This window comes from Arthrobacter sp. 01T428 (genome assembly GCF_056398685.1).
Genome location: NZ_JBFTPW010000035.1, coordinates 1 through 22500, shown reverse-complemented (window position 1 = coordinate 22500; position 22500 = coordinate 1). Strand labels below are relative to the sequence as shown.

23 protein-coding genes are annotated in these 22500 nt (G+C 63.1%); 9 read left to right on the top strand and 14 right to left on the bottom strand.

Translation table 11 applies throughout. The features are described from left to right. Positions 1-472 (bottom strand): hypothetical protein (locus tag AC1DJB_RS23240; RefSeq protein WP_476910950.1); only part of this gene is annotated, 472 nt, incomplete at its 3' end. 35 nt (positions 473-507) lie between these two features. Then, on the bottom strand, positions 508-678 hold the full coding sequence (locus tag AC1DJB_RS23235; RefSeq protein WP_307053644.1) for a hypothetical protein: 171 nt from the start codon (positions 676-678) through the stop codon (positions 508-510). Positions 679-2101: 1423 nt separating this feature from the next. Here AC1DJB_RS23235 and AC1DJB_RS23230 point away from each other — a divergent pair. The 7 genes from AC1DJB_RS23230 to AC1DJB_RS23200 all read left to right on the top strand — a co-directional run bounded on the left by AC1DJB_RS23230 (position 2102) and on the right by AC1DJB_RS23200 (position 9534). Continuing rightward, positions 2102-2356: a hypothetical protein gene (locus tag AC1DJB_RS23230; protein ID WP_441433779.1), complete on the top strand. Its 255-nt coding sequence runs from the start codon at positions 2102-2104 to the stop codon at positions 2354-2356. 395 nt (positions 2357-2751) lie between these two features. Beyond that, complete coding sequence (locus AC1DJB_RS23225) at positions 2752-3726, top strand: glycoside hydrolase family protein (protein ID WP_441433778.1); 975 nt, start codon at positions 2752-2754, stop codon at positions 3724-3726. Continuing rightward, positions 3726-4874 (top strand): serine hydrolase domain-containing protein, encoded by a 1149-nt coding sequence (locus AC1DJB_RS23220; protein WP_441433792.1) that lies wholly within the window; start codon positions 3726-3728, stop codon positions 4872-4874. The genes AC1DJB_RS23225 and AC1DJB_RS23220 overlap by 1 nt, the downstream gene beginning before the upstream one ends. A 198-nt stretch (positions 4875-5072) precedes the next feature. Further along, the gene (locus AC1DJB_RS23215; protein ID WP_306959089.1) at positions 5073-6443 is read left to right on the top strand and encodes an ABC transporter substrate-binding protein; all 1371 of its coding nucleotides are present in this window, start codon (positions 5073-5075) and stop codon (positions 6441-6443) included. A gap of 58 nt (positions 6444-6501) precedes the next feature. Then, positions 6502-7470 (top strand): carbohydrate ABC transporter permease, encoded by a 969-nt coding sequence (locus AC1DJB_RS23210; RefSeq protein WP_284989982.1) that lies wholly within the window; start codon positions 6502-6504, stop codon positions 7468-7470. Further along, on the top strand, positions 7467-8324 hold the full coding sequence (locus AC1DJB_RS23205) for a carbohydrate ABC transporter permease (RefSeq protein WP_284989981.1): 858 nt from the start codon (positions 7467-7469) through the stop codon (positions 8322-8324). Before AC1DJB_RS23210 ends, AC1DJB_RS23205 begins: the two co-directional genes overlap by 4 nt. 43 nt (positions 8325-8367) lie before the next feature. Further along, entirely contained in the window at positions 8368-9534 is a 1167-nt protein-coding gene (locus AC1DJB_RS23200; RefSeq protein WP_441433777.1) for a serine hydrolase domain-containing protein, read from the top strand. Here the strand turns inward: AC1DJB_RS23200 and AC1DJB_RS23195 are convergent. Both AC1DJB_RS23195 and AC1DJB_RS23190 read right to left on the bottom strand, forming a co-directional pair. Then, entirely contained in the window at positions 9531-10550 is a 1020-nt protein-coding gene (locus AC1DJB_RS23195) for a LacI family DNA-binding transcriptional regulator (RefSeq protein WP_441433776.1), read from the bottom strand. The genes AC1DJB_RS23200 and AC1DJB_RS23195 overlap by 4 nt on opposite strands. A 121-nt stretch (positions 10551-10671) precedes the next feature. After that, positions 10672-12177 carry an FAD-dependent oxidoreductase gene (locus AC1DJB_RS23190; protein ID WP_441433775.1) on the bottom strand — a complete coding sequence of 502 codons (1506 nt, stop codon included), beginning with the start codon at positions 12175-12177 and terminating at the stop codon, positions 10672-10674. Between the two features lie 251 nt (positions 12178-12428). Between AC1DJB_RS23190 and AC1DJB_RS23185 the strand changes: the two genes are divergently transcribed. After that, positions 12429-13073 carry a TetR/AcrR family transcriptional regulator gene (locus tag AC1DJB_RS23185; protein WP_441433774.1) on the top strand — a complete coding sequence of 215 codons (645 nt, stop codon included), beginning with the start codon at positions 12429-12431 and terminating at the stop codon, positions 13071-13073. Between the two features lie 38 nt (positions 13074-13111). Here AC1DJB_RS23185 and AC1DJB_RS23180 read toward each other — a convergent pair whose 3' ends face one another. The 4 genes from AC1DJB_RS23180 to AC1DJB_RS23165 all read right to left on the bottom strand — a co-directional run bounded on the left by AC1DJB_RS23180 (position 13112) and on the right by AC1DJB_RS23165 (position 17162). Then, positions 13112-14242 carry an EAL domain-containing protein gene (locus tag AC1DJB_RS23180; RefSeq protein ID WP_441433773.1) on the bottom strand — a complete coding sequence of 377 codons (1131 nt, stop codon included), beginning with the start codon at positions 14240-14242 and terminating at the stop codon, positions 13112-13114. A 139-nt stretch (positions 14243-14381) separates the two neighbouring features. After that, positions 14382-15200, bottom strand: a complete 819-nt coding sequence (locus AC1DJB_RS23175; RefSeq protein WP_441433772.1) for a class I SAM-dependent methyltransferase — start codon at positions 15198-15200, stop codon at positions 14382-14384. Positions 15201-15209: 9 nt separating this feature from the next. Then, positions 15210-16748, bottom strand: coding sequence for a putative bifunctional diguanylate cyclase/phosphodiesterase (locus AC1DJB_RS23170; protein ID WP_059387207.1), 1539 nt, complete (start codon positions 16746-16748; stop codon positions 15210-15212). 39 nt (positions 16749-16787) lie between these two features. Beyond that, positions 16788-17162, bottom strand: a complete 375-nt coding sequence (locus AC1DJB_RS23165; protein ID WP_253257089.1) for a DUF7793 family protein — start codon at positions 17160-17162, stop codon at positions 16788-16790. 232 nt (positions 17163-17394) lie between these two features. Here AC1DJB_RS23165 and AC1DJB_RS23160 point away from each other — a divergent pair, with 232 nt between their 5' ends. Further along, complete coding sequence (locus AC1DJB_RS23160) at positions 17395-18210, top strand: MBL fold metallo-hydrolase (RefSeq protein WP_306959078.1); 816 nt, start codon at positions 17395-17397, stop codon at positions 18208-18210. 16 nt (positions 18211-18226) lie between these two features. Here the strand turns inward: AC1DJB_RS23160 and AC1DJB_RS23155 are convergent, their stop codons facing one another. From AC1DJB_RS23155 to AC1DJB_RS23130, 6 genes are all read right to left on the bottom strand, one after another. Beyond that, positions 18227-19390: an MFS transporter gene (locus AC1DJB_RS23155; protein ID WP_441433771.1), complete on the bottom strand. Its 1164-nt coding sequence runs from the start codon at positions 19388-19390 to the stop codon at positions 18227-18229. A gap of 25 nt (positions 19391-19415) precedes the next feature. Continuing rightward, positions 19416-20027 (bottom strand): cation efflux transmembrane domain-containing protein, encoded by a 612-nt coding sequence (locus tag AC1DJB_RS23150; RefSeq protein ID WP_172465448.1) that lies wholly within the window; start codon positions 20025-20027, stop codon positions 19416-19418. A 24-nt stretch (positions 20028-20051) separates the two neighbouring features. Further along, positions 20052-20666: a cation diffusion facilitator family transporter gene (locus AC1DJB_RS23145; RefSeq protein ID WP_441433770.1), complete on the bottom strand. Its 615-nt coding sequence runs from the start codon at positions 20664-20666 to the stop codon at positions 20052-20054. Then, positions 20666-21613, bottom strand: coding sequence for a cation diffusion facilitator family transporter (locus AC1DJB_RS23140; RefSeq protein WP_441433769.1), 948 nt, complete (start codon positions 21611-21613; stop codon positions 20666-20668). Before AC1DJB_RS23140 ends, AC1DJB_RS23145 begins: the two co-directional genes overlap by 1 nt. After that, complete coding sequence (locus AC1DJB_RS23135) at positions 21610-22023, bottom strand: ArsR/SmtB family transcription factor (protein WP_284989968.1); 414 nt, start codon at positions 22021-22023, stop codon at positions 21610-21612. The genes AC1DJB_RS23140 and AC1DJB_RS23135 overlap by 4 nt, the downstream gene beginning before the upstream one ends. A 254-nt stretch (positions 22024-22277) precedes the next feature. Continuing rightward, positions 22278-22500 (bottom strand): hypothetical protein (locus AC1DJB_RS23130; RefSeq protein ID WP_441433768.1); only part of this gene is annotated, 223 nt, incomplete at its 5' end.

The following is a 22500-nucleotide window of genomic DNA, read 5'->3' as shown; positions in this document are numbered from 1 at the left end:
CCAGAACGCCCGCTCGGTGTCCCGCCGTAATGACGGCTTCCCGGGTGATTTCATCGCAGATCTGCCCGTCAACGCCTTCATCCAGCCTGCTGGCCTGCCCATCGCTACCTCCAGAATCGAGGTGTTGCGACGACCGGTTGAATCCGTCCTGTGTCCCATAGTCCATCCACCCAGAACCCCGCCCGCGCAAACTATCACGCCAATAATGAGTAGCCGGTTTCTTACGTGCGCAAAAATATGTGGTGTTTGCAATGTTCATCACCAGAGCGGCCAGACTGACTAAGAGTGCTATGCGGTACGCGTGCTGACCGGTGCTGCGCTGACCGGCAATAGCCCACACCAACGCAAGCACGGACAGCGCTGCCCCCAGCAGCGGGTGAAGGACTGTCAGGACGCCCCCAATGACCCCGACAATTACGCACAGTCGGGAAAACCGGATGCCGCTTTCGGTACCATTTACGTTCGCGGTCAATTTGAAACCCCTGTCCTAGTAGATCTCACCAGAGTTCACGAATCCGGCTCGCGGTAGGCGTGCACCATAGGGTCGGCGTGATCCAGCTCGGCTGCGCGCGCACGCGCGGCCTTCTTCCTCCGGTGAAGTACTACTTCATTGATCACGTAGGAAACCAGGACCAGAGATGGCAAGAGGATTTGAAGCCACAGGTCCCAATTGGTCATAAAAAGGGGCGCCAAGGATGCTCCAAACATCGGCGCATGCGCGCACGAGTACCATTTCACAATTGCCTTCTCTCAGAAGCCGCAGTCTCTACCAGGCATATCCCGGAGCGGAGCGGACGGTTTAGAAAGGTTGATTCCATAGCACTTTGTGGCAACCAGACTGGCGCCCCTGGACGCGCCACTGACGATACCGATGGCCGATATGGCTCCGCTAACACCGCTCACCCTACAAATCAGATTCACGACCGTTGCGATCCATCCGGTTAGCTTGCTGAATGTGCAGCCTACCCACGTTCCACCGACGAACACCGCGGCCGAGAGTCCCGCTAGCACCTGCAACTCGGCGCCGGTGAGAGCGAGGACTGGCCACGGTACCGAACCGTCAGCTTCCACCTTCGCGGTGGATCCGGCCGCGAGAGCTAATGGGAATCGGTAATCGCGCAGTGCTTTGTCCGATTCGACCGTGATCAGCGTTTGCGAGCCGTGTGGGGTGCTGTAGGTGGTCGTTGTCGCGCCGGACAGGGCGGTTGTTAGAAGTGGTGCGCCTTCGCCAATAAAGTGCCCGATCGGGACGCCCTTAAGCTGGGCAGGTCTCGTCTCTGACTTCTTGCCGGGAACGGTAATCCGTACCGCACCCGAGGGGGATTGCGTTTGGACTGCCGCGGTTCCGGGGGCGTTCCCGTCCATCACATCCACGCCGTCGTACTTCTTGGCGATTTCATGCAGCGGAAGGGCACTTGGCCCGGGCGACAACCCCTGATCCCAGGCGACAGGCTGGACTCCACGGCCGGTATCAGCTCGTATCCGCTGATCTTCCTGTTCCTGGGGTGCCGTGTTCCTTTGGGCACTACCTGCATGTGCCGGTAGACGTCGCAATTGAGGCTCCTATTCATATAGGTGCCCCCTGAGACCCGCAGCTTGCAAGAAATCATACGGTCTTTTTACCTTTGTTGGAAGGGAATTTCGAGCAAAACTCGTCTTACGTGAGTTCTTAAATTTGCATTTCAAAAGGAGGATTAGCGAGTCGGCTGTGGTTAGATTTCTCGATCTACGCCTCGTTGGTCTCTCGCAGTTCCCCCGGAAGGACACGGGCCGCGAAGCCTTCCGGCGGCCCGCGCGGGGGACTACGATGCCGGAATGAAAGTTACGTTGCTCCGCGGGGAGGGCGATGGCCGGCCCGATTGCCCTCATCAATTCGTCGGTCGCTGCGATGATTGCCGCGACGCCGAACGAAATTCGAGTAGTGAATCCGGTGGCCACGAGCCGGTGGGCCCCAGCGATTAGTCGGCGGTGATGCCTCCGAGAGGTGTCGTTCGTCGGCACTTGCTTCGAATAAGTAGGTGGAATCCATGAGGATTACGTGATTGGGCGGGGTCGCGTCGGCGGCGCGCTGGCGCGACGCCGGACGGCTACAGGCCACGACGTGACTGCGCTTGGCCGGGACGGCGGCGATGCTACCGGCGCCGACGTCGTGGTTGTCGCCATTCCGGGAGACTCGATCGCCCAACAGGTCAAAGCGATTGTCGGCGGCCCCACCGCAAAGGCGTTCAACACCAATTTCGCTTCGATCTATGACGACGTCGACGCCGAACCACTGCCGCCCGGAACCCTCTTCGCCTCCGACCCCGACGCTCTCGAGGCGACCGAGGCGGCACGCTTAAGCCTCAACCCAAGCTGAGCGGCGGAGCGACTCGCTCTCGGACCCCGAGGATCTCTCTGTCCGCTTGCAGCGGACCGGCGTTCAACATCTCAGGCCCCGCTGCATCTTCATCAAGCTGTTGACACCGGTCCTTCTGACAACCTCCCCGCGGCCGTGAACCGCGAGCCGTGCACAGGGTCGTGCCCGCACTTGTTGGCGTCATTGCCATGCGCGAACCCATCCAAGAAGACACTTCCGACATGCCGCTTGACACTCGTATCTAGGTCTTGAACATGACGCTAAATGGATTTAGCCTTGGAGGGCACGCCTTCTGACCAATCTCTTCAGAGCACAAAGACAAGGGAGACCTTTATGCCTTCGACCGCCATCCGGCGACATGATTCCGATGCGACGCACCAGCAGGTGCTGGCCGGATGACTTTCGCAAAAGACGACCACTGGGTTTGGGATTTCTGGCTCGCCGACGATGGCGAGGCATACCATCTGTACTACCTACAGGCCCCGAAATCGCTCGGCAACCCTGACCTTCGGCACCGCAACGCATCCATCGGCCATGCCACCTCCGCGGATCTGCGTACTTGGCGGGACCACGGCACAGTCCTCGTCCACGGAGAACCGTCGGAACCGGACTCCTCGGCAACCTGGACGGGAAGTGTTGTGTGTGGGGACGATGGGCTCTGGCGGATGTTTTATACGGGTTCGAGATTCCTACGTCCGGACGCGATCACTAACATCGAGACCATTTGCGTAGCGGTTTCTCCAGACTTGCATGCCTGGCACAAGTCCGACGACTTCGCCCTGAATGCTGATCCGCGCTGCTATGAAACCTTGGACGACGGCGTCTGGCATGAAGAGGCTTGGCGCGACCCTTGGGTATTTCAGAGCCCGCATGGATCCTGGCATATGCTCATCACCGCCCGCGGCAGGAGCGGACCCGACGAACGAAACCGGGGTGTTATCGGATATGCGCGTTCCGACGACCTTGAGAACTGGAGTGTGGGCCCGGCGCTGACAGGAAGTGCCGGGTTCGCTCACCTCGAAGTTCCCCAAATCGTCGAGCTGTCTGGGAGCCACTGGCTGCTTTTTTCGTGCGACGGGAATCATCTCGCCGGGTCGCGGGCGGGACTACCGGGCGGGATATGGCTCGCCCCCGCCGCGTCTCCACTGGGTCCCTTCGACCTCGACCAAGCCAGACTTCTGGCAGACGAGCACCTCTACAGTGGTCGGATCGTGCATAACCGTTCAGGGCGTCCGGTTCTTCTTGCCTTCGAGAACCTTTCCGCCGAGGGTGGCTTCGGCGGCCGAATTTCCGATCCACTCGATCTGGAATGGGACGGTGAGGCCTTCGTGCTCGCCACGGAACGTCACGAGAGGCCGGCTGCTAGGTGATGCAGACACAAGGAACTATCGCCCCTGGCTACGAGCGCGTAGCCGAAGCTTTCACCCGAGCATTCGACGGCCGTCCAACCATGGGCGCGGCCCTGGCCATCCTCGTCGGTGGAGAAACCGTCGTGGACCTCTGGCGCGGAGTCGCGGATGAAAATACGGGATCTCTGTGGGAGCAAGGCACCGCTACAGTGGTGTTTTCCTGTACCAAAGGGCTCGTCTCGATCCTTGCCGCCAGGCTGGTCCAGGAAGGGCGGCTTTGCTACGACGCCCCAGTCCACCGCTACTGGCCCGAGTTCGCCACAGCGGGCAAGGAGAAAGTCACCGTGGGCGAGCTCCTCGCCCACAGGGCTGGCCTTTCGGCTCCCCGGGTTTCATTCACGACCGAGGAGATCCTCGACTGGAAGTACGTGACCGGGCAATTGGCAAAGCAGGACCCGCTCTGGAAACCTGGCACCGGCTACGCCTATCATGCGATCACGCATGGGTGGCTCGTCGGGGAAGTCATTCGCCGTGTGGCACGCGAGTCGGTCGGCGACTACTTCCGCCGTGCGACCGCCCCGTGGACCCGGGATGCATGGATAGGGCTGCCGGCCTCCGAAGCTGGCCGAGTCGCGCATATCCAAGTGGGTGAGAGCCAGGCGCAAGCCGGGCGCCTGCTCCGGGACGCGCCGGACGAGTGGACTCTGCGGGCGATGACTCTCGGGGGTGCGCTGCCCGTTGAGCTTGTAGGGGACGGCACCGGTTTCAACGACCCCCGAGTGCGCGCGGCCCAGATTCCGGGGGCTGGCGGCGTGGCGACAGCACATGCACTCGCGTCCATCTGGTCCGCGACTATCGTCGACACAGAGGGCGCCCGTCTTCTCGATGACGCGACGCTCGATCGTGCTCTTGTGCCGATGAGCCAAGGCGCACCGGTCTACCACGCGCCCGGTCCGTGGCCGCGCTGGGGCGCCGGTTTCCAGCTCGACTCCGCAGCCCGGAGATACCGCGGCCCCCGAAGCTTCGGCCACGACGGCGCCGGCGGGCAGGTAGCCTTCGCGGACCCCGATTCGAAGACCGGTTTTGCCTTCATCACCAACTGGATGGAAGCGGGCGACGATCGCGCGACGCAGATTATTGACGCGCTCCGCGCCGTGCGGCGGGACTGAGCGCACCTGACATACCTCCTGCCCACGTTGTAACGGCAGGCAAAAAACAGGACTCCTCTTGACAACTTGGGAGAGGTTCGTCACCATAGCTAAATCCATTTAGCAAATTATTTAGCCATCTATTCAAGGACAGGACAGAGGATGTGCCGCCGGGCACAAACCTCCGGCCTGGAGTACACGACGAAGGAGTCACCCGCTATGACAGTTAGTACCCTCCGTTCAACCCCGCGTCCGCGGCTGCGAGGCATCGCAGCAGGCGGGCTTGCTGCGCTCGTCTCAGTCGCTTTGGCGGCTTGCGGCGGACCATCGGCGTCGGATTCGCCCTCGGAAGCATCGAACATTTCTGCAGGATCCGGTACGGGCACCCTGAAGGTCTGGGCCCTGGACGGCCAGTCCGCAGAGAACACCGCGATCCAGAAGATCGTCTCCGACTTCGAATCCAGCCACCCGGACATCAAGGTCAAGATGCAGTTCCTGCCGGCCGACTCTTTCGCGAAGGCCCTGCAGACCTCCAGTCCTGCTGATCTTCCCGATGTCCTTGAAGTGGACGGACCGCAGATCGCGAACCTGGCCTACGGACAGAAGATCGCTCCACTATCGGACTACGTCTCAGCGGCCACAGTGCAGAACCAGACCGACGCCGTCAAAGGCCAGAACACCGTGGACGGAAAACTCTACGCCGTGAGCATGATGAACTCCGGTCTGGCCATGTGGGGCAACAAGAAGCTGCTCGACAAAGCTGGCGTGACGATGCCCAAGAGCGCGTCTGAAGCCTGGACAGCAGACGAATTCACCGAGGTCCTCAAGAAGCTCTCCGCCGTGGTGCCGAACGGAAAGCCGCTCGGCATCGCGGAGAACAACGGACTGAGCTCCGAATACGGCATTTACGGCTTCTCTCCGGTCCTGTGGTCTGCCGGCACGCCGATGATAGCCAACGGCAAGGCCTCCGGTGCGCTTGATTCGGACACTGCGGTGGATGCCCTGAAGAAGTTCGCCTCGTGGAAGCAGTTCACCAACCCCGACGGCGACGGCACGGCCTTTCAGTCCGGCCAGGTGGCGCTGAACTGGATGGGCAACTGGATGTACCCGGCCTATGACAAGGCACTCGGGAACGACCTCGTCGTGGGCCCGCTGCCCAACTTTGGCAAGGGGGCAAAGACCGGTTCCGGAACGATCGCATGGAGCCTTGGAGGGCACACGAAGAACGGGGCGGCAGCGGGCAAATTGCTTGACTTCCTCATGAGCGACCCCGTCGTTTCCACGTACACCGCAGCTAACGGGGCTCCGCCGGCGACGAAGACCACAGCCGCATCCTCTCCGCTTTACGGAGCAGGCAAGCCCCTGGCTTTCCTGCGGGACCAGCTCGACGCAGCTTGCCCCACCGAGGATCGGCTGACCCAGCAGTGCGTTGCCGTTTCGCGGCCCGTAACGGCGGGTTACCCGGTGGTGACGTCATCGTTCGGCAAGGCTCTTACCGCCATCTGGGGCGGGGCCGACGTGGCTGCAAGTCTCCAGGCGGCTGCACGTGCGATCGACCGCGATTTCGCGGACAACAACAACTACAAGTGATCGCTACCGTACGGGGTGGGCTTGCCTACCCCGTACGGCGGCCGTCGAAGGCAAGGTTATGACTCTTCTTATTCGATCCCAGGCCGGGCGGACGGCGCCGCCGCCCACCCAGCGGCGAAGGCGGCTCTCGTCCCATTCGATCATGGGCCCCGCGATGGCAGCTCCCGCGCTCATCCTTCTCGCTGTTTTCCTCGCCATTCCGTTCCTTGGTGCGATCGCGATGTCGTTCTACCGGCTTCAGCTCAATAGCACCCGGGCCCCACGATTCATCGGGCTGGAGCAATATTCAAGGCTCTTCGCCGACCCTGACATCAGCGCAGCCTTCCTCCATTCGCTGGGCAACAACTTCACCTTCGCGGCCGTGGTGGTGCCCGTCCAGACCGGGCTCGCCCTAGGACTCGCGCTTCTGGTGAACGGCAAGCTCCGTGGCATGGCCGTGTTCCGCACAATGTTCTTCATGCCGCTCGTCTTCCCGCTGGCCCTGGTTGCCGTCGTGTGGCGGCTCATTTTCGCACGGGATGACCACGGTCTGCTGAATTCCGCAATCTCCCTGTTCACGGGCGGTTCCATCGGTCCGCACGATTGGCTTGGAAGCAGCGCAACTGCCATGGGGGCGATCATCGTGATGTCGATTTGGCAGAGCGTGAGCTTCCAGATGATCATCCTCCTCGGAGGACTGCAAGCTGTTCCTCATGACCTGTATGAGGCTGCGTCCCTGGACCGCGCTGGACGATGGAGTCAATTCCTGCACGTTACCGTGCCCGGAATTCGAAACACCCTCATCTTCGTGGCCCTGCTGACCACGGTCTTCTCTTTCCGCCTCTTTGACCAGGTGTACCTTCTCGGCCAAAGCGGATCCGTTGACATCGAATCGACCCAGACAATGATGTACCAGGTCATCACTACTGGCTATGACCAGAACAACATCGGCCAAGGCGCAGCCATGGCCGTGGTCTTCCTCGTCATTGTCACCATCGTCGCCGTCATCCAACGCCGGCTTGTCCGTCAGGAAGGAAGCATCCGATGACCCGCGTCCGAAGCATCAAACGGTCCCGGCTGCTCTCGACGACCGGGCGCTATGCCCTGCTGGTCTTCTTCGGCCTGATCTTCTTCGTTCCGGTCTACTACTTGTTGGTTGGAAGCCTCAGGCCTGGTGACAAGGTCCTGGGCGGCCTGAGCGCCTTGGTTCCCTCGGACCTGTCGCTCGACAACTATGCCGGCGTGTTCAACCGGTTCTCAAACGACACCACAGGGTATGTGTGGCAATTCGCTGGGGTCTCCCTGGCGGTGACCGCCATTGTTGTACTCGGAGGCCTCCTGGTGAACTCGCTCGCCGGCTATGCGCTGGCACGCATGAAGTGGCGGGGACGCAACATCGTGCTCCTCCTGGTGACCATCATGACAATTATCCCGTTCGAGGCGGTGGCACTGCCTCTTTACTACATGCTCTCCGGTCAACGGAACACACTATACGTCCAGGCCCTGCCGTTCCTGGCCAATGCGTTCTCGATTTTCCTCTTCTACACGTACTTCCTCAGCATCCCCGTGGAAGTGGAAGAAGCGGCAACGATCGATGGGGCCGGACCGGTGCGGACGCTCTTCCAAGTGGTGGCACCCATGAGCCTGCCGGCTTACGCGACGGTAGCCATTCTGACCTTCCTGGGCCAGTGGGGCCAATATCTTTGGCCAGTACTCATGATTACCGACACCAAACTCCGGCCCCTTCCGCTTGAGCTGAGCGTTTTCCAAAACGCGCAGCCGCCGGAATGGGGGCCAGTGCTAGCGTTCGGAGTCCTCTTCGTGTTGCCGGTGCTTGTTGTCTTCCTGATCTTCCAGAGATCCTTCGTCGCCAGCGTGGCAAGTTCCGGCGTTAAGGGCTGAGCTTTCGCGCCCCGATCCCGCCAAATCCGAGGAGAAAATGCACATGAATGAAGTAAATGGGTTCGTGGCCGATGGCTTCGGCCCGGTGGCCGATGCCTACCGTAAAAGCGTCGGTGACGGCGAAGGCGGCTCTGCGCTGAACATCAGGGTCGGCGGTGAGACGGTTGTCGACCTGTGGGCCGGCCTCGCCGACCGGCACGAGGGGAGACCTTGGGCACGTGATACGCCTACGGTGATCTTCTCCTGCACCAAAGGCCTCATCGCGGTCCTTGTTGCCATGCTCGTTGGCCAGGGCCGGCTCGGGCTGGACAGGCCGGTTGCCGATTACTGGCCGGAGTTCGCGGCTGCCGGCAAGGAGGCGGTCACAGTCCGTCAGCTCCTGAGCCACCGCGCCGGGCTTGCCGCGCCCCGCGAAGACATCAGTCTCGGGACCGCGCTCGACTGGCCCTCGATTGTATCCGTCCTGGCCACGCAGGAGCCGCTGTGGAAACCTGGAACGGCTTATGGCTACCACGCGCTGACTTACGGCTGGTATGTAGGAGAGGTCATCCGCCGCATCACTGGTACCAGCGTGGGCTCGTTCTTGCAACAGTCCGTAAGTGGTCCGTTGGACGTCGACGCGTGGATCGGGGTACCGCCGTCGGTGGAGCCGCGGGTAGCCCGACTCCTGGCGGGGGACTCTATCCGGAATCCGCCAGCGAGCGGCACCCGCCAACCAAATGAGGACGACCTCTATTGGGCAGGTCGGGCGATGACGCTGGGAGCAGCGTTCCCGCCCGAGCTGGTTGTGGCTGGCGCGGGATTCGACTCACCCGAGGTGCATCAGGCCGAAGTTCCGGGGGCAGGCGGCATCGCAACCGCCGCTGGCCTCGCCACGATCTGGTCGGCGATGGTGGTTCCGACGGAGGGCATCGCCCTCGTGGAGAGCGATGTCGTCAATGACATGACCCAGGTCCAGAGCGAGGGGGAGCCCGTTTGGTGGCTTCCGGGCCCTTACCCCCGGTGGGGAACTGGCTTCATGCTCTCGTCCGAGCGACGGGAGTTCCTCACCTCATCTTCGTTCGGGCACGACGGGGCGGGCGGTCAGGTCGCTTTCGCAGATCCCGTTCATAAGGTCGGCTTTGGCTACGTCACGAACACCCTCGAAAACCAAGACGATCCCCGGGCGACATCCATCGTGCGCGCCCTGCGAAGAATCATGGAAGCCTAGCGAATGACCGATGAACGCTCGATCAGCGGCATCGGAACCAGCCGCTCGCCTGGAGCCGCATCATCGGATAGGAGCAAACGGACGGCATCCCTGCCCATCTGTTCGTGGGGGAGGGCAACCGTAGTGAGGCCAGGACGCAGATACGAGGCCAACTCGTCGTTATCGAAAGACACGATCGAAATATCGTCCGGAATCCGAAGACCTTTCTCCTGAAGCGCCTGATAAGCGCCGAACGCGAGCCGGTCGTTCATGCACAGCAGGGCGCGGATGCCCGGGTGCCGGCGGAGGATCTTCTTCGCCGCGGCATAACCGGGATCCGCGTCCCAGAGCCAGACTGATTCCCAGACGGGGACATCAATCCCGTTTTCGGCGAGGGCATCCTTGATGCCCTCCACGCGGCGATTGACGGCGACCGAACGGAACAGGCCTTGCTCAGCTTCTTCGGAGTACCCGAGCACGGCCACCCCCTCGGTGATCCCATGGCGCGCGAGTACTTCCACCGCGGTCTTCCCCCCGGTGTACTCGTCGGACAGCACACTGACAGCGTGCCCCTGGCTGGTGGCGTTCAAAAGAACTGAACGCGTTCCGGCAGGCAGTTCGGGGATGTAAAGCTCTCGAGCGCGCATGGAGGCGAAGACGATTCCGTCTACCTGCCTATCGAGCACGGCCTCAAGGGCCGAGGCTTCCAATTTGGCTTCGCCTCCGGTTTCGAGCACAAGCATGACATGATCGGCGGCTCCCGCTGCCGCAAGTGCACCTTCGATCAGGCCGCTTGCGAATCTGGTGGTGGCAACGCGGTCCGATATGAAACCGATGGTCCGCGTCTTTTGCGTCCTCAAACCTCTTGCCGCAACGTTGGGGCGATAGTTCAGTTCGGCCGCGGCCGCGAGCACACGCTCGTGCGCATCCTTGGACAGCCGGGTATCGGGACGCCCATTGAGGATCATCGAGGCGGCGGTGGTGGAAAGCCCGGCGAGCTTTGCAACATCCGCCAAAGTAACGCGCTTGGGTACCATTCATCCTCCTTCAGGACAGCACGCGCACCCGACCAGAAGAAGGTGCCTCCTTAGTATATTTGCTAAATCCATTCATCATGGATGGCGGTTCAACGGGGCGCCAATTTTCCCCGATAACCCCCTACTGCAGCTTGAACAAATTGTGCGTCGCCGGCCCCTCCAGCAGCTTGCCTGCCGCAGAGTAACGGGAACCGTGCAGGGGGCAGTCCCAGGACTTCTCGGCGTCGTTCCAGTGCAGGATCCCGCCAAGGTGCGCGCATTCCGCCGACACCCTGCACACCACGCCATCCACCGTGCAGATAGCCGCGGGCTTCCCGTGGAAAAGTCCCGTGACGCCCGTGCCCTCGGCGGGGTGGGTTTCCTCCGTGATGGCCGGCTTCTCCTTCAAGGCGGCCTTGTCCCGGAAATTCTGCTGCTGGGTCTCCACGTTGAGCGAAATCGTCGACGCTGCGCCGCGGGGACCTGTCACCCGGTGGTGGATGATGCGGGCCCACTCCAGCTTTTCGCCACGGATATCGGCGGTGATATCCAGCGCCGCCGCAACACCGTTTGTCATGCCCCACTTGTTGTAGCCGGTGCCGAAGAAGATCTTTCCGCGGCCCCGGGGGAACCGGCCGAAGAACGGCATGAGGTTCCCGGCCTGGTAGTCCTGGGCAGCCCACGTGTGCGTGACCTCGGCACCCGGATAGTGCTGTTGGGCCCAGCCGAGCAGCTCATTCACGTGCACCTGCGTGGACGGCGCCCGGCCACCCGCATGCCCGAACCCGCCCACCAAAAGCAAGGTCCCGCCGTCGGGCATTGGATAGTCCCTCAGCGAGCGGGTGGGCGGCTCGGCGGAAAGGTACATTCCGGGAGGCGGGCTCATGCCGTCCGGCAGCCGCAGCGCGGCAGCGTACGAACGGTTAGGCCGCAGCTTCGCGAAGTAGAGCCCGCGGTTCAGGATGGGTGTCCCGGTGGCGAGCACCACGTAGCGGGCGCGGACCTCGCCCTTCCTGGTAACCACGGTCAGGGGATCGCCGTTGCGGACATTCATGACGCGGATACCCTCCACGATGCTGCCGCCGGCAGCCCGGACATCCGCAGCCAGCGCATCCAGGACGTCCATGGGGTTGAACTGCGCCTGCTTCGCAAGCCGCAAGGCGGCGTCGACGTCGAACGGCAACCCGGTCTCGCGGGTGGACTTGACGTTGAGCCCGCAAGCCCGGGAAGCGTTGGCCTCGGCGACAAGGTGTTCCGCGCCGGTGGGTGTGGTGGCGAAGGTGTAAGCATCCCGGTACTGGAACGGCACACCCCGGCCCTCGAGGTAGTCGAGCAGCCATTTCTGGCCTGCCCGGTTCGCGTCAACGTAGGCGCGGACCACGTTCACCGAATACTGGTTCCGGAGCCTGGACAGCGTGGTGCCCTGCAAAAGGCTCAGCTTGGCCGTGGTGTTGCCGGTGTTGACCGCCCCGATATGCCGGGCCTCGAGGACCAGCACGCTGCTCCCGGTCCGGGCCAGCATGAGAGCCGTGGCCAGGCCCGTGATCCCGGCGCCCACCACGACGGCGTCGTAACTGTTCCCGGGCGTAAATTCATCGGGGCTCGCGGCTGCGGAAGCCTCGCGCGCGTCTAGCCAAAGAGAAGTCATAGCGGTCCCACGTCCCTTCAGCCGGGGCGCGGCCCACACCGGAATTAGCGCGGCGGCGGCCCGGTAGTGCCAGAGAACCAGAAGGCCGCAAGAGAAGCAATAGGGGAGCGCACTGGCGTCCAACGCAACGCGGGGTCACTTACGGCCTATGTTGCTGCCCGACATGGGCCGTAAGTGACCCCGCGTTGGCGCAAGAAGGGCTATGACAGACCGGTCTGTCTTGGCGGGGTACGAGTAAGATTGCTCTTACCATGAGCACGCCAGATGCCTCGGAAGCACCCGGTCCGTCTTCATCGCCAGCCGGACAAACCACCACCCGTGATGACGCGGTGGATCGAATCCTGGACGCCGCCTACGAACTGTTCTCGCGGCGCGGGATCCGCGCGGTCGGCGTCGACCAGCTCATCGAGCGTTCAGGGGTGGCGAAGGCCACCTTCTACCGCCACTTTCCGTCCAAGGACGATCTGGTTCTTGCATTCCTCGCGCTTCGCGACCAGATCTGGACCGTGGATTTGATCATCTCCGATGCCCGGAGCCGGGGAGACACCGCCGAGGAGAAGTTGCTCGCCATCTTCGACGTCTTCGGGGACTGGTTCCAGCGGGAGGACTTTGAGGCGTGCTCGTTCATCAACGTCCTCCTCGAAATGGGCCGTGAGCATCCGCTGGGGAAAGCCAGCATCGGCTACCTCGCCAGGATCAGGGGACACATCCAGGAACTGGCCGAGGAAGCCGGGCTCGAGCGCACCGAGGAATTCGCGCGGTCCTGGCACATCCTGATGAAGGGCTCCATCATTTCGGCCACCGAAGGCGACGTCCTGGCGTCAAAGCGCGCACAGCAGATGGCGGCCTGGTTGATAGAACAACACCGAGGCCCGGATCGGCCTGTAGCTGCCTGAGTTATCCGAAGCGGCGGCCCTTTTGGGGTTCGCGACCGTCAGCTGCGAGTGGTTCTGCCGCGACCGCCGGGGGAGGCGAGATGCCGGGAGCGCCCGCCCCACTTTGCCCATTCGCTGGGCTGCACCGAGGGCCGCCCAAGGTGATACCCCTCTCCGAGGGTTACTCCCAGATCTGCAAGAGTGGCGAGTTCGTCCTTGGTTTCGATGCGTTGGGCAATCAAGGCCGCCCCGATCTCCCGCGCGAACGCGACCTCGGCCTCGACAAGTTCCTGCCGGAGGGAATCCTGGTTGAGACCCGCAGTCAGATTCCGCTCCAACTTGATCATCTCCGGCTTGAGCCGAAGGATATGGCTGGCCCCGGCGAAGAAGGAACCCGTGTTTTCGATGGACAAGCGCACGCCGGCGCTCCGCAGCGGAGCCACCGCCGCGTCGAGCGAAGCGGCCTGCTCCTGGGGGAACTTCCCGGAGACTTCAAGGATGACCCGCGCGGGAGCCACCGGAGTTTGCTCGAAAAGCCCAGGAAGGCGCGGATCCAGGCACACCTCGTCGGAAAGTTTCAACGCCACGAAAAGGTGGGCCGGCAGCTTCAGCGCGGCCTCGAGCCCCGACTCCAACGCCGCGAATTCAAGATCCGTTCGGAGCCCCGAGTCCTCAGCCTCTGCGAACCAGTAATCGGCAGGGTCTCCGCTGTCGCTGACGAAGCGGGTCAAAGCCTCGGCGCCGACCACGGTGGACGTACTGAGGTCGAATACGGGCTGGAAGGCGGTCATCAGCATGTGGTCCCGGAGCACCGCCTCAAGACGCGCGCTGCTTGGGTGCTGGCTGATTGCGTGTTGGCTGTTTGCGTGCTGGGACTCCGGCTCGCCTTGGGCGGCCGGGTTGTCCTGTGACTCTGGCTCGTTTTGCGGGGCCGGCTGTTCCGACCTGAGCGAAGCCAAGTGTTCCAGGAGCGCCTCTTCCGGACGCCCAGGGTGGGCAGCAATGTGCCGGCGAAGTTCCTCGCGCACCGCATCTGTTGCTTGCGAAGATTCCCCTAAGACTTCATCGATGATTTCCAGGACCTGGAGGCGCAGCCCGCGCAACTGCTCGAGGGGCGGCTCCGTAGCCTCCGGACTAGCCGGCATCCCTGAATCGGTCAATGCACGAGCAGACGGTTTGCGCGTCGACATGAATCATTCCTTTGCCTTGAGTTCCGGCTGAGCCCGGGACCTGCAACAAAGCAAACACTACAGCCGAACAATCCGGTCGCCCCGGATTGAAATGAAATCTTCATAGGGATGTAACGCCGCGCTGCGCACCTGGGCGCAGTTACACCCAATTGTGATCTGTTCCGGAATTTTCCGCGCCGGCCAGGAGTGCGTAGTATCCCGGAACCCACTGCGGAAGGCCGCCGGCGTTCATCGGGACCACCTCGATGTTCATCGGGCCGTCCGCAATCAACTGCCAGTCGGCATCCGAAAAGGCGCGGTGCCGTTCCGCAGCACCGAAATGCCCGGGCCTGGGAAGGTTCTCCAAGGCGCGCCGCAGTTGCAGGGGAATGCTTTGCCGGGTGGCGCCGAGCTCGGTCAGGTAGCCCAGGCTAGTTCCGCGGAAGTTGGTTTCGGCCAGCAACACCCGGCCTCTGTTCCCGACGGCAGTCCGCAGGTTGGCGGCCATAGCGGCCTGCTTGCCGGGTTTCAGGACGTGGAAGACTCCGCGGACAAAGACGTTGGCGGGCCCCAGCCGCTCCAACAGGACCTCTCCGGCACCTGCCGAAGCCGCATCCAGAACCATGAAGTCGGCATTGTGGACGCCTTCCGCTTCCTTGCGCGCCATCTCGATCGCCCCGTTGGACACGTCGATTCCGAGAACCCGTGGAAACAGGCCGGCAAGCCAGCGGGTGTGGGTGCCGTTGCCGCACCCGACGTCAACTACCGGAAGAGCTGGATCAAAGTGGGCCGCGATCGCGTTGGAGTACTGAGCATGCTCGGCCGCGGAGTCGGAGTCCCAAAGCACATCTCCGGAACGGCCAGTGGTGCGGATTCCGCGCCAGTATCCTTCCCACGCGGTGTCCGGATTTCTCGGTGCCCGGGAAGCGAGGCGTACTACTGTGGGGACAAGCAACATCTGGTCCCAAAGCTTCGACATGCGCTAACTCTACAGACGCCGTGCGGGCCGGCGGAGTTGACGCGGTATTTCGGAGGGAGGCCCCGGATAGCCGAAGAAGTAGCCTTGCCCGTAGAGGCAACCCATGGCCTCCAGCTGGGCCGCCTGCTCGGCGGTTTCGATGCCTTCCACGGTTGCGTTGAGCCCAGCAGCGAAAATCAGCTGCAGGATGGCGGAGACGAACTTTTGCTGCCGAGGGTCCAGCTCCATGTCCTTGATGAGGGACTGATCCACCTTCACAGTGTCCGCCGGAAGCGACCTGAGGTAGCTGATTGACGAATAGCCCGTACCGAAATCGTCAATTTGCAGCCCCACGCCGAGCTCCCGTAGCCCGCTAAGGACCTGTTCCTGCACGGTTTCACGCGACATCAAGACGGTCTCGGTGATCTCCAAGATCAACCGCCGCGGATCCACGCCATATTTGGCCAGCGTTGCCTTGATGTCCTCCAGCAAGTCGGTCCGAAGCAGTTCGGCGGCGGAAAGATTGATGTGCAGGCAGAAATCCGTCAGCTCCGGGTCTGTTTGGCTCCAGCGGCTCATTTGGGCAAGACCTTCATGCAGCACCCACCGTCCCAGCTCGAAGATCAAGCCGGTTTCTTCTGCGATGCCAATGAAGCTGCCCGGCATGATGGTTCCGCGCACAGGGTGATGCCATCGGAGGAGGGCTTCCACCCCGATGACGCGGCTGGAAGCCAACTCGACCACCGGCTGATACACCAGCCCCAACTCGCCTCCCGCAACAGCGGTGCGTAGTTCGGCGGTTATTCGCGACCGTTCCTGAACGGCGTCGAGCATGTCCGGGTGGAAGAGTTGGACATTATTCCGGCCCCGAGCCTTTGCCTGGTACATGGCAATATCGGCGTCGCGCATCAGCGCCTCTGCCCGGTCCCCGGGCTTGCCTATGCAAACGCCGATGCTCGCCATCGCCCAGACCGTTTCTATTCCGATGCTCATGCTGTCCTGCAGATACTCCGATGCGCGGTGCGCGATCCGAAGGATCTCCCCTTCCGTGGCCCCGGTAATGAGAATGGCAAACTCATCCCCGCCCAGGCGGGCCACAGTGTCCTGCTCCCTGACGGCCGAGCGGAGCCGTTTGGCAACTTCCACCAGCACGGCGTCACCGGCGCTGTGGCCCAGGATGTCGTTGATGGCCTTGAAGGAGTCCAGATCCAGGAGCAACACGGCCGGGGCTTTTCCGCCATCCGTGCTGGACAGGGTCGCTTGCTGGATCCGCTCGGTAAGCAGTGTCCTGTTCGCGAGGCCCGTGAGGGCATCTGTCTTGGCCATCTGTTCCAGCTCAACCTGCGTTCGCCGCAACATAGCCGTGCGGGCGGCCACCCGCTGCTCCAGATCCGCATGGATGTGGCCCAGCTCCTCCGCGAGCAGGTTGACTCCGGTGATGACGGCGTCAATGTCATCACGATGCTTCGACGGCTCAATGCGTGCGTCCAGATCGCCGGCAGCCAACCGGACAACGCCGTCAACCAATAGCTGCAGGCGCGGATCCTCAACGCCCTCTCTCGAGGTCACGTATTCTCAGCGGGCAGCAGCAAGAAGCACATCCTGGGCTCAGGAACCCGCATTAAGCCAGTCCAGGGCCTCGCTGCGCGATGTGAAGAAACGGGTGGGGCAAGGCGGGACGTGCACTCCCAGGAAGAAGTTCGCCAGGACCCGGTCAACAGGCGACGAACCCAACAGTGCGATGCGCGAAGCGCCGCAGGGAATGGACCACACACCCCGGGCCTCCCGGCTAACGGAAGCGACCGTGGCCATGTCTACAAGCATTGGATGCTGCTCCTGTTGGCAGAGCTCGTTGACTTTCGCCATGGCCGCCCGCGCATCCTCAACCTCAATGGCGACCCCGCGCCGCCAGCGCAAATGGAGAAGACCGTCGACGCCCAAATCGACACTGGCCTTTTCACCGTCCGAAGTATCCGGTAACACGATCATGTCCTCCCCAGGCAGGCGGCCGAACCTAGCTGCAACTAGTTAACAAGCAGCAATCGCCAACCCCGATAGCGTAGCTCCCCGCGCATTGCTCCTCAAGCCTTCTCAGTGCGCATCGACCGATTTCGAACGGCCCGGTCCCAACTGTGCCTTTCCTCCCGATCCTCCCAGCTCTACGTGGGTAGAATCGAGGCCTGAACACTGCCGGAACGTATCAGACGGAGAAACAATGTCAGCATGGCTCGAAGTCGGCCCTAACAACTACGTGTTGGAGACCGAAGGGTGCCTGCTTAACACGGGCCTCGTTGTAGGTACGGAACGAGCCATGGTGATCGACACCGGTTGCGGCCCCCGCCAAGGCCGGCAGATCCTCGCCGCCGTCCGGGAAAAGACCCAGCTGCCGCTGGTCGTCGTGAACACCCACGCGCACTACGATCACTACTTCGGCAACGCCGTTTTTGCCGACGACGGCGTCACCGAGTTTTGGGGGCACGTCAACTGTGCGGCGACAATCGACGACGACGGCGACCACCAGCGCCGCTTCGTCGCCGCCACCGAACCGGAGATGGCCGCGGGCCGGGGCGACGCCGTCGAACTCGTCATTCCCAACGCGATCGTCAAGGATCAACCCGTCCTGGTTGACCTCGGCGGACTCACCGCCACCCTGTTCTACCTGGGCCGCGGCCACACCGACGGCGACCTCCTGGTAGGCACGCCCAGCACCCTTTTCGCCGGTGACCTCGTGGAACAAGGCGCGCACCCGTCGTTCGAGGACTCCTACCCGGAAGACTGGGCAGATGTCCTGCGGCACATCTCGGCGCTGCGCCACCGCTACGAGTTCCTGATCCCCGGCCACGGCAAGCCTTGCAGCGACCAGTTCGTGAAGACCATGGCAGACACCATGTCCACAGCGGTACGTCAGGCTAGGCAGTCGATCCGGGACACGCCGTCGGACGCTACCAAAGCGATCCCGGTGCTTCCCTACGGACCCGAGCAATCACGCTGGTTCATCAAGCGGCTCCAGGAGACGCAAGCACACCACTAAGGGGTGTGCTTGAAGGTCAGGTTCGATTGAGCCTCGGTGCGCTTGCTGCGCCTACGAGCAGCGCGATCGCGCCCAGGCCCAGCGGCAGTCCGCCAAGGGTGGCGAGGCTTCCGACTATCAGCGGTCCGCCCGCGTCGCCGAGTTCCCTGCCGAGTTCGGCTGAACCCATGGTCCTGCCCATCCGTTCGTGGGGTGTGGTGTCGGCCAGATGGGCGAACGCGAGCGGGGTAGTCGTTCCGATCCCGGCCCCGATCAGCAGGGCGGCGATGAACAAGGTGATGGGTCCCGGTGCGGCGGCCACGATTCCGATGCCCGCGGCGGTGAGCAGCAGCCCGGCCCTCATCCCCGCTGCGTCGCTGATCCCTTGCACGTCGCGGCGCGTTCCGACCCAAGGCGAGATGATGGCCGAAGAGATGGCCAGCACGCTCACTGCGGCCGTCCCGGCGACGGGATCAAGTCCGTGCCGGGTCGCCAGGGCGGGCAGGAAGCCGATGGCGGCACCCAGGGCGCCGGTGGATGCAGCAAGCACCGCCGTGGGCACGAGGAAACGCCGTTCGGTGATCTGCCGGGCGAGGTCCAGGACGGTGTACCTGACGCGGGGAACCGGTTCGAACCGCGGCAGGCTCACCGCCACCCACAGGGCGGTGGCTGCTGCCAGGGCCGACAGGGCCGCAAAGAGCAATGCGAAGCCGCCGGCCTGGATCAGTCCGGCTCCCAAGAGCGGGCCGAAGATGTAGCCGAGGCTTTTCCAGGATCCATAGCGGCCAAAGAATTTCCCGGCGTTCTTGCCGCCGGCCAGCCGTGCCACGGTGGCCGACGAGGCGGGGGAGAATGCCGCCGCGGATGCGCCCTGACCCAGGCGGGCGAGGCCCAGCAGGAGCGGATCCGCGCCCCACAACCCCACCAGCGAGAACGCGGAGAACGCCAGCAGGCCCCCGACGATGACCGGCTTGGGCCCAATCCGGTCACTGAGGACACCAAAGACGGGTTTGAGAAACACCTCGGCCAGGTCGTAAACGGCCAGCAGGATGCCCAGGTTCAGCAGGCTCAGGCCGATGTTCCCGCTCTGGGCTCCCATTCCTGCGGCGATGCTGTGGGCGCCGAAAGCGGTCACGAATCCCGCTGCATAGAGAGGAAGGGTGGGCCCGTGGATTGTCCCGGCCGGGCTGGTGCGGCTCACTGGTGCACCCGGTAGACAAGGTGATTCACGGGGTGCCCTTGTGTTTGAGGGCGTGCCGGGCCTCAACTGCGGCGTAGTAGATGATCACGACCCCAGCCAGGGGATCGGCCCACCACCAGCCGAAAAGGGCATTCAACGCGAGCCCGGCCAGCACCGCGCCGGCCAGGTAGGCGTCCACGAGGGTCACCTTTCCTTCCGCGCGGAGTACGGGATTGCCCAAGCGCTGCCCGGTGCGGATCTTGCCCCACGCCAGGGCAAGCATCACCACGAAGGTCAGGGCCGTCCAGACGATGCCCAGACCCGAGGTTGCGGGGCGAAGGCCGGTGGCAAACACAACGGCCACCTGGATGAGCAGGTAAGCGCCCAGAATGGTAAAGGCGATCCCGATCAGGCGCATCGCGGGGGCTTCGCGCTCTTTGTGGGCGCCCTTGAGCTGCCACACCACCACGATCGAAGCGAAGATCTCGATCAGGGAATCCAGGCCGAAACCGGCCAGCGCCGGGGAGCCGGCTTGGATGGCGGCGGCTGCCAGGACGCCCAGGCCCACCACATTCCAGCCCAGGGTCGCGTATTCAAGCCGCAAACCGCGGCGCAACAAGAGTTTGCGGACTTCGCTTGTGTCGTTAATGCTGGCCATGGGTGTCCTTTGTCTTGGGGCGCGCTAGCAGCAGTCTTCACCCTTCCACGCTTCGCGGCCTTCTTTGACGGCCACGGCGGCGATGATGAGGCCAATGACGGGGTCAAGCCACCACGCGGCGAAGACCGCATTGCCGGCCAGTCCGATCAGGACAGCGGCGGCCGTGGCGGCACAGAGCAGGTTCTGGGTTCCTTCACCGGCAGTGGCCCCGGAGTCTAGCCTGGCACCGAGGCGCTGCTTGGCGACGCCGAGGACAGGCATGATGACCAGGCTCGCCGCCGTGAGCACGATGCCCAGGACGCTGTTCTCGGCCCGGTGTCCCGTGGCCAGATCGATGATCGACTGGATTCCGATGTACGGCGCCAGGAGCCAGAAACTGATGGCGACGGCCTTTTGTGCTCGCTCTTCGGCAGATTCGGACAGGGTGCGGGAGCCGGTGAACCGCCAGATCACGATGATGCTCGCCAGGCCCTCGACGGCGGAGCTGAGCGCCCAGCCGATCAGTGACACGGAGCCTGCCGTACCGCCAGCAAGCAGTCCGAGGGCTCCCTCCAGGACCATCCAAGCCAGGCTGAACCAAGACAGCAGCCGGACGGTACGGGCGTCCTTGATCCAGGCGGCTTCCCGGACTGTTGTCATCAGTGGGTTCCGGTTTCGTGCACGGCGTGGCCGGCGGGTTCGAGCTGGAAGGTGGAGTGTTCGACGTCGAAATGGCCGGTCAAGCAGCTCTGCAGCTGGTCAAGGATAAGCGGAGCGTGTCCATCGTGGAAGCAGCTCTCGTCCAGGACGACGTGCGCGGAGAGGGCAGGAAGGTCGGAGGTGACCGTCCAGACGTGCAGGTCGTGGACGTCGTGCACGTGCCCGGTTTCGAGGAGGTGCGCCCTGACCTGGTCCAGGTCGACACCTTCGGGTGCGCCTTCCAGGAGGATCCTCCCGGAGTCCCGCAGCAGTCCCCATGCGGCGTGCAGCATCAGGGCCACCACAATGAGGGAGGCGATCGCGTCCGCACGGGTAAAACCGGTGGTCAGGACGACGAGCCCGGCGACCGCCGTCGCAATGAATCCGTAGAGGTCGGTCAGGATGTGCTGGAAGGATCCTTCAACGTTCAGGCTGGACCGGTTGGCTTTGGCCAGCACCCACACCGCCACGAGGTTCACGATGATGCCGAAGATCGCGACGATGAGGACAGGGCCGCCCTCAACCGGTGGCGGATCAAGGAGGCGGTGGATTGCCTCCACGGCCACGAGGGCGCTGATGACCAGCAAGGTGATTCCGTTGGCGGCCGCGGAGAGGATTTCGGCACGCTTGAATCCGAACGTCCAGATTCCCCGCGCCGGACGGGCCGCGAGGTTGATCGCCCACAGGGAGGCGGCGATCGCCCCGGCGTCGGTGAGCATGTGCCCGGCGTCCGAAAGCAGCGCAAGCGAGCCGGAAAGGATGGCGACAATCACCTCGACGATCATGAACCCGACAATCAGCGCCAACGCGATCACCAGATAGCGCCGGTCCGCGTTCGCTGCTATCGCGTGGCTGTGGCTGTGGTGCTTGGCTGGGTTGCCCGCCGTGTCATGGTGGTGGTTGCTCATTGGCCGCTGTCCTTCTTGGCCGTGCGCTCGGGATGAACGGCGACGGTATGTCCTGTGTGGGTCAGGCCCAAGTCCAGCAGCATCCGCACGTGGGCATCATCCAGACGGTAGTAGGCCATCCGGCCGCGCCTCGAAACGGAAACCACCCGGTGGGCGCGCAGAAGCCGCAACGCATGGCTGACTGCACTCTCGCTCATCGCCGTCGTCGCCGCGAGGTCGCATACGCACAGCTCGCCGCCCTCCAACAGGGACGTCAGCAACCGCAAGCGTCCCGGATCGCCCAGCAATGAGAACACGTCCGCCAGCTCGGCAATGTCGTGATCCGAGGGCAGGGCCGCCCGGACGAGTTCGACCTTGTCCGGGTCAACAAGTTTCACACCGCATTCATCGACGGCTTCACGAACAGCCACGGGGCCTCCAACATCTGAACAGGTATTCAGATGTCAGTATAGGGGACACGGTCCTTAGCCGGAGGCTGCCAGTGGGGAACTTCGCAACAGTTATCCCGTTTACGGCGGCAGCGGGTTGCGCTTGCCTTCTTAGCGCGAGCAGGCAGCAAATGCCCTCGGGGAGCGATTTTGCGGGCATCAGCTGCCAGCTCGCGCCGTTACTCGTTTCCACTACTTGGATGCTGAGGCACCCCCGCCTGCCCAACACTCGAAAACTACTTGATTGAATCTTTAACCAAACTTCGAGAAAAGCTTGCGGGAACCTTGCGGCTTCCTAAAAAACCTGCCGGAAAGTAGAGGACATCGGACAGCAAAGTCCCGGTCTCACGGGCTTCAAGAAACGGAAAACGATCATGGGTCTCAACCTGAAAACCACCACCGGCAAAGTCATCGCATCCCTGGCCCTGGTCGGCACTGCTGCCGGCGTGGCAGGACTGG

Excerpts from the sequence above, each read along its gene's own strand:
- AC1DJB_RS23225 (WP_441433778.1), top strand. The coding sequence starts at position 2,752 with ATGACTTTCGCAAAAGACGACCACTGGGTTTGGGATTTCTGGCTCGCC.
- AC1DJB_RS23140 (WP_441433769.1), bottom strand. The coding sequence starts at position 21,613 with ATGAGCAACCACCACCATGACACGGCGGGCAACCCAGCCAAGCACCAC.
- AC1DJB_RS23145 (WP_441433770.1), bottom strand. The coding sequence starts at position 20,666 with ATGACAACAGTCCGGGAAGCCGCCTGGATCAAGGACGCCCGTACCGTC.
- AC1DJB_RS23180 (WP_441433773.1), bottom strand. The coding sequence starts at position 14,242 with ATGTCGACGCGCAAACCGTCTGCTCGTGCATTGACCGATTCAGGGATG.
- AC1DJB_RS23195 (WP_441433776.1), bottom strand. The coding sequence starts at position 10,550 with ATGGTACCCAAGCGCGTTACTTTGGCGGATGTTGCAAAGCTCGCCGGG.
- AC1DJB_RS23205 (WP_284989981.1), top strand. The coding sequence starts at position 7,467 with ATGACCCGCGTCCGAAGCATCAAACGGTCCCGGCTGCTCTCGACGACC.
- AC1DJB_RS23235 (WP_307053644.1), bottom strand. The coding sequence starts at position 678 with ATGACCAATTGGGACCTGTGGCTTCAAATCCTCTTGCCATCTCTGGTC.
- AC1DJB_RS23200 (WP_441433777.1), top strand. The coding sequence starts at position 8,368 with ATGAATGAAGTAAATGGGTTCGTGGCCGATGGCTTCGGCCCGGTGGCC.
- AC1DJB_RS23175 (WP_441433772.1), bottom strand. The coding sequence starts at position 15,200 with ATGTCGAAGCTTTGGGACCAGATGTTGCTTGTCCCCACAGTAGTACGC.
- AC1DJB_RS23160 (WP_306959078.1), top strand. The coding sequence starts at position 17,395 with ATGTCAGCATGGCTCGAAGTCGGCCCTAACAACTACGTGTTGGAGACC.
- AC1DJB_RS23190 (WP_441433775.1), bottom strand. The coding sequence starts at position 12,177 with ATGACTTCTCTTTGGCTAGACGCGCGCGAGGCTTCCGCAGCCGCGAGC.
- AC1DJB_RS23150 (WP_172465448.1), bottom strand. The coding sequence starts at position 20,027 with ATGGCCAGCATTAACGACACAAGCGAAGTCCGCAAACTCTTGTTGCGC.
- AC1DJB_RS23215 (WP_306959089.1), top strand. The coding sequence starts at position 5,073 with ATGACAGTTAGTACCCTCCGTTCAACCCCGCGTCCGCGGCTGCGAGGC.
- AC1DJB_RS23185 (WP_441433774.1), top strand. The coding sequence starts at position 12,429 with ATGAGCACGCCAGATGCCTCGGAAGCACCCGGTCCGTCTTCATCGCCA.
- AC1DJB_RS23210 (WP_284989982.1), top strand. The coding sequence starts at position 6,502 with ATGACTCTTCTTATTCGATCCCAGGCCGGGCGGACGGCGCCGCCGCCC.
- AC1DJB_RS23220 (WP_441433792.1), top strand. The coding sequence starts at position 3,726 with ATGCAGACACAAGGAACTATCGCCCCTGGCTACGAGCGCGTAGCCGAA.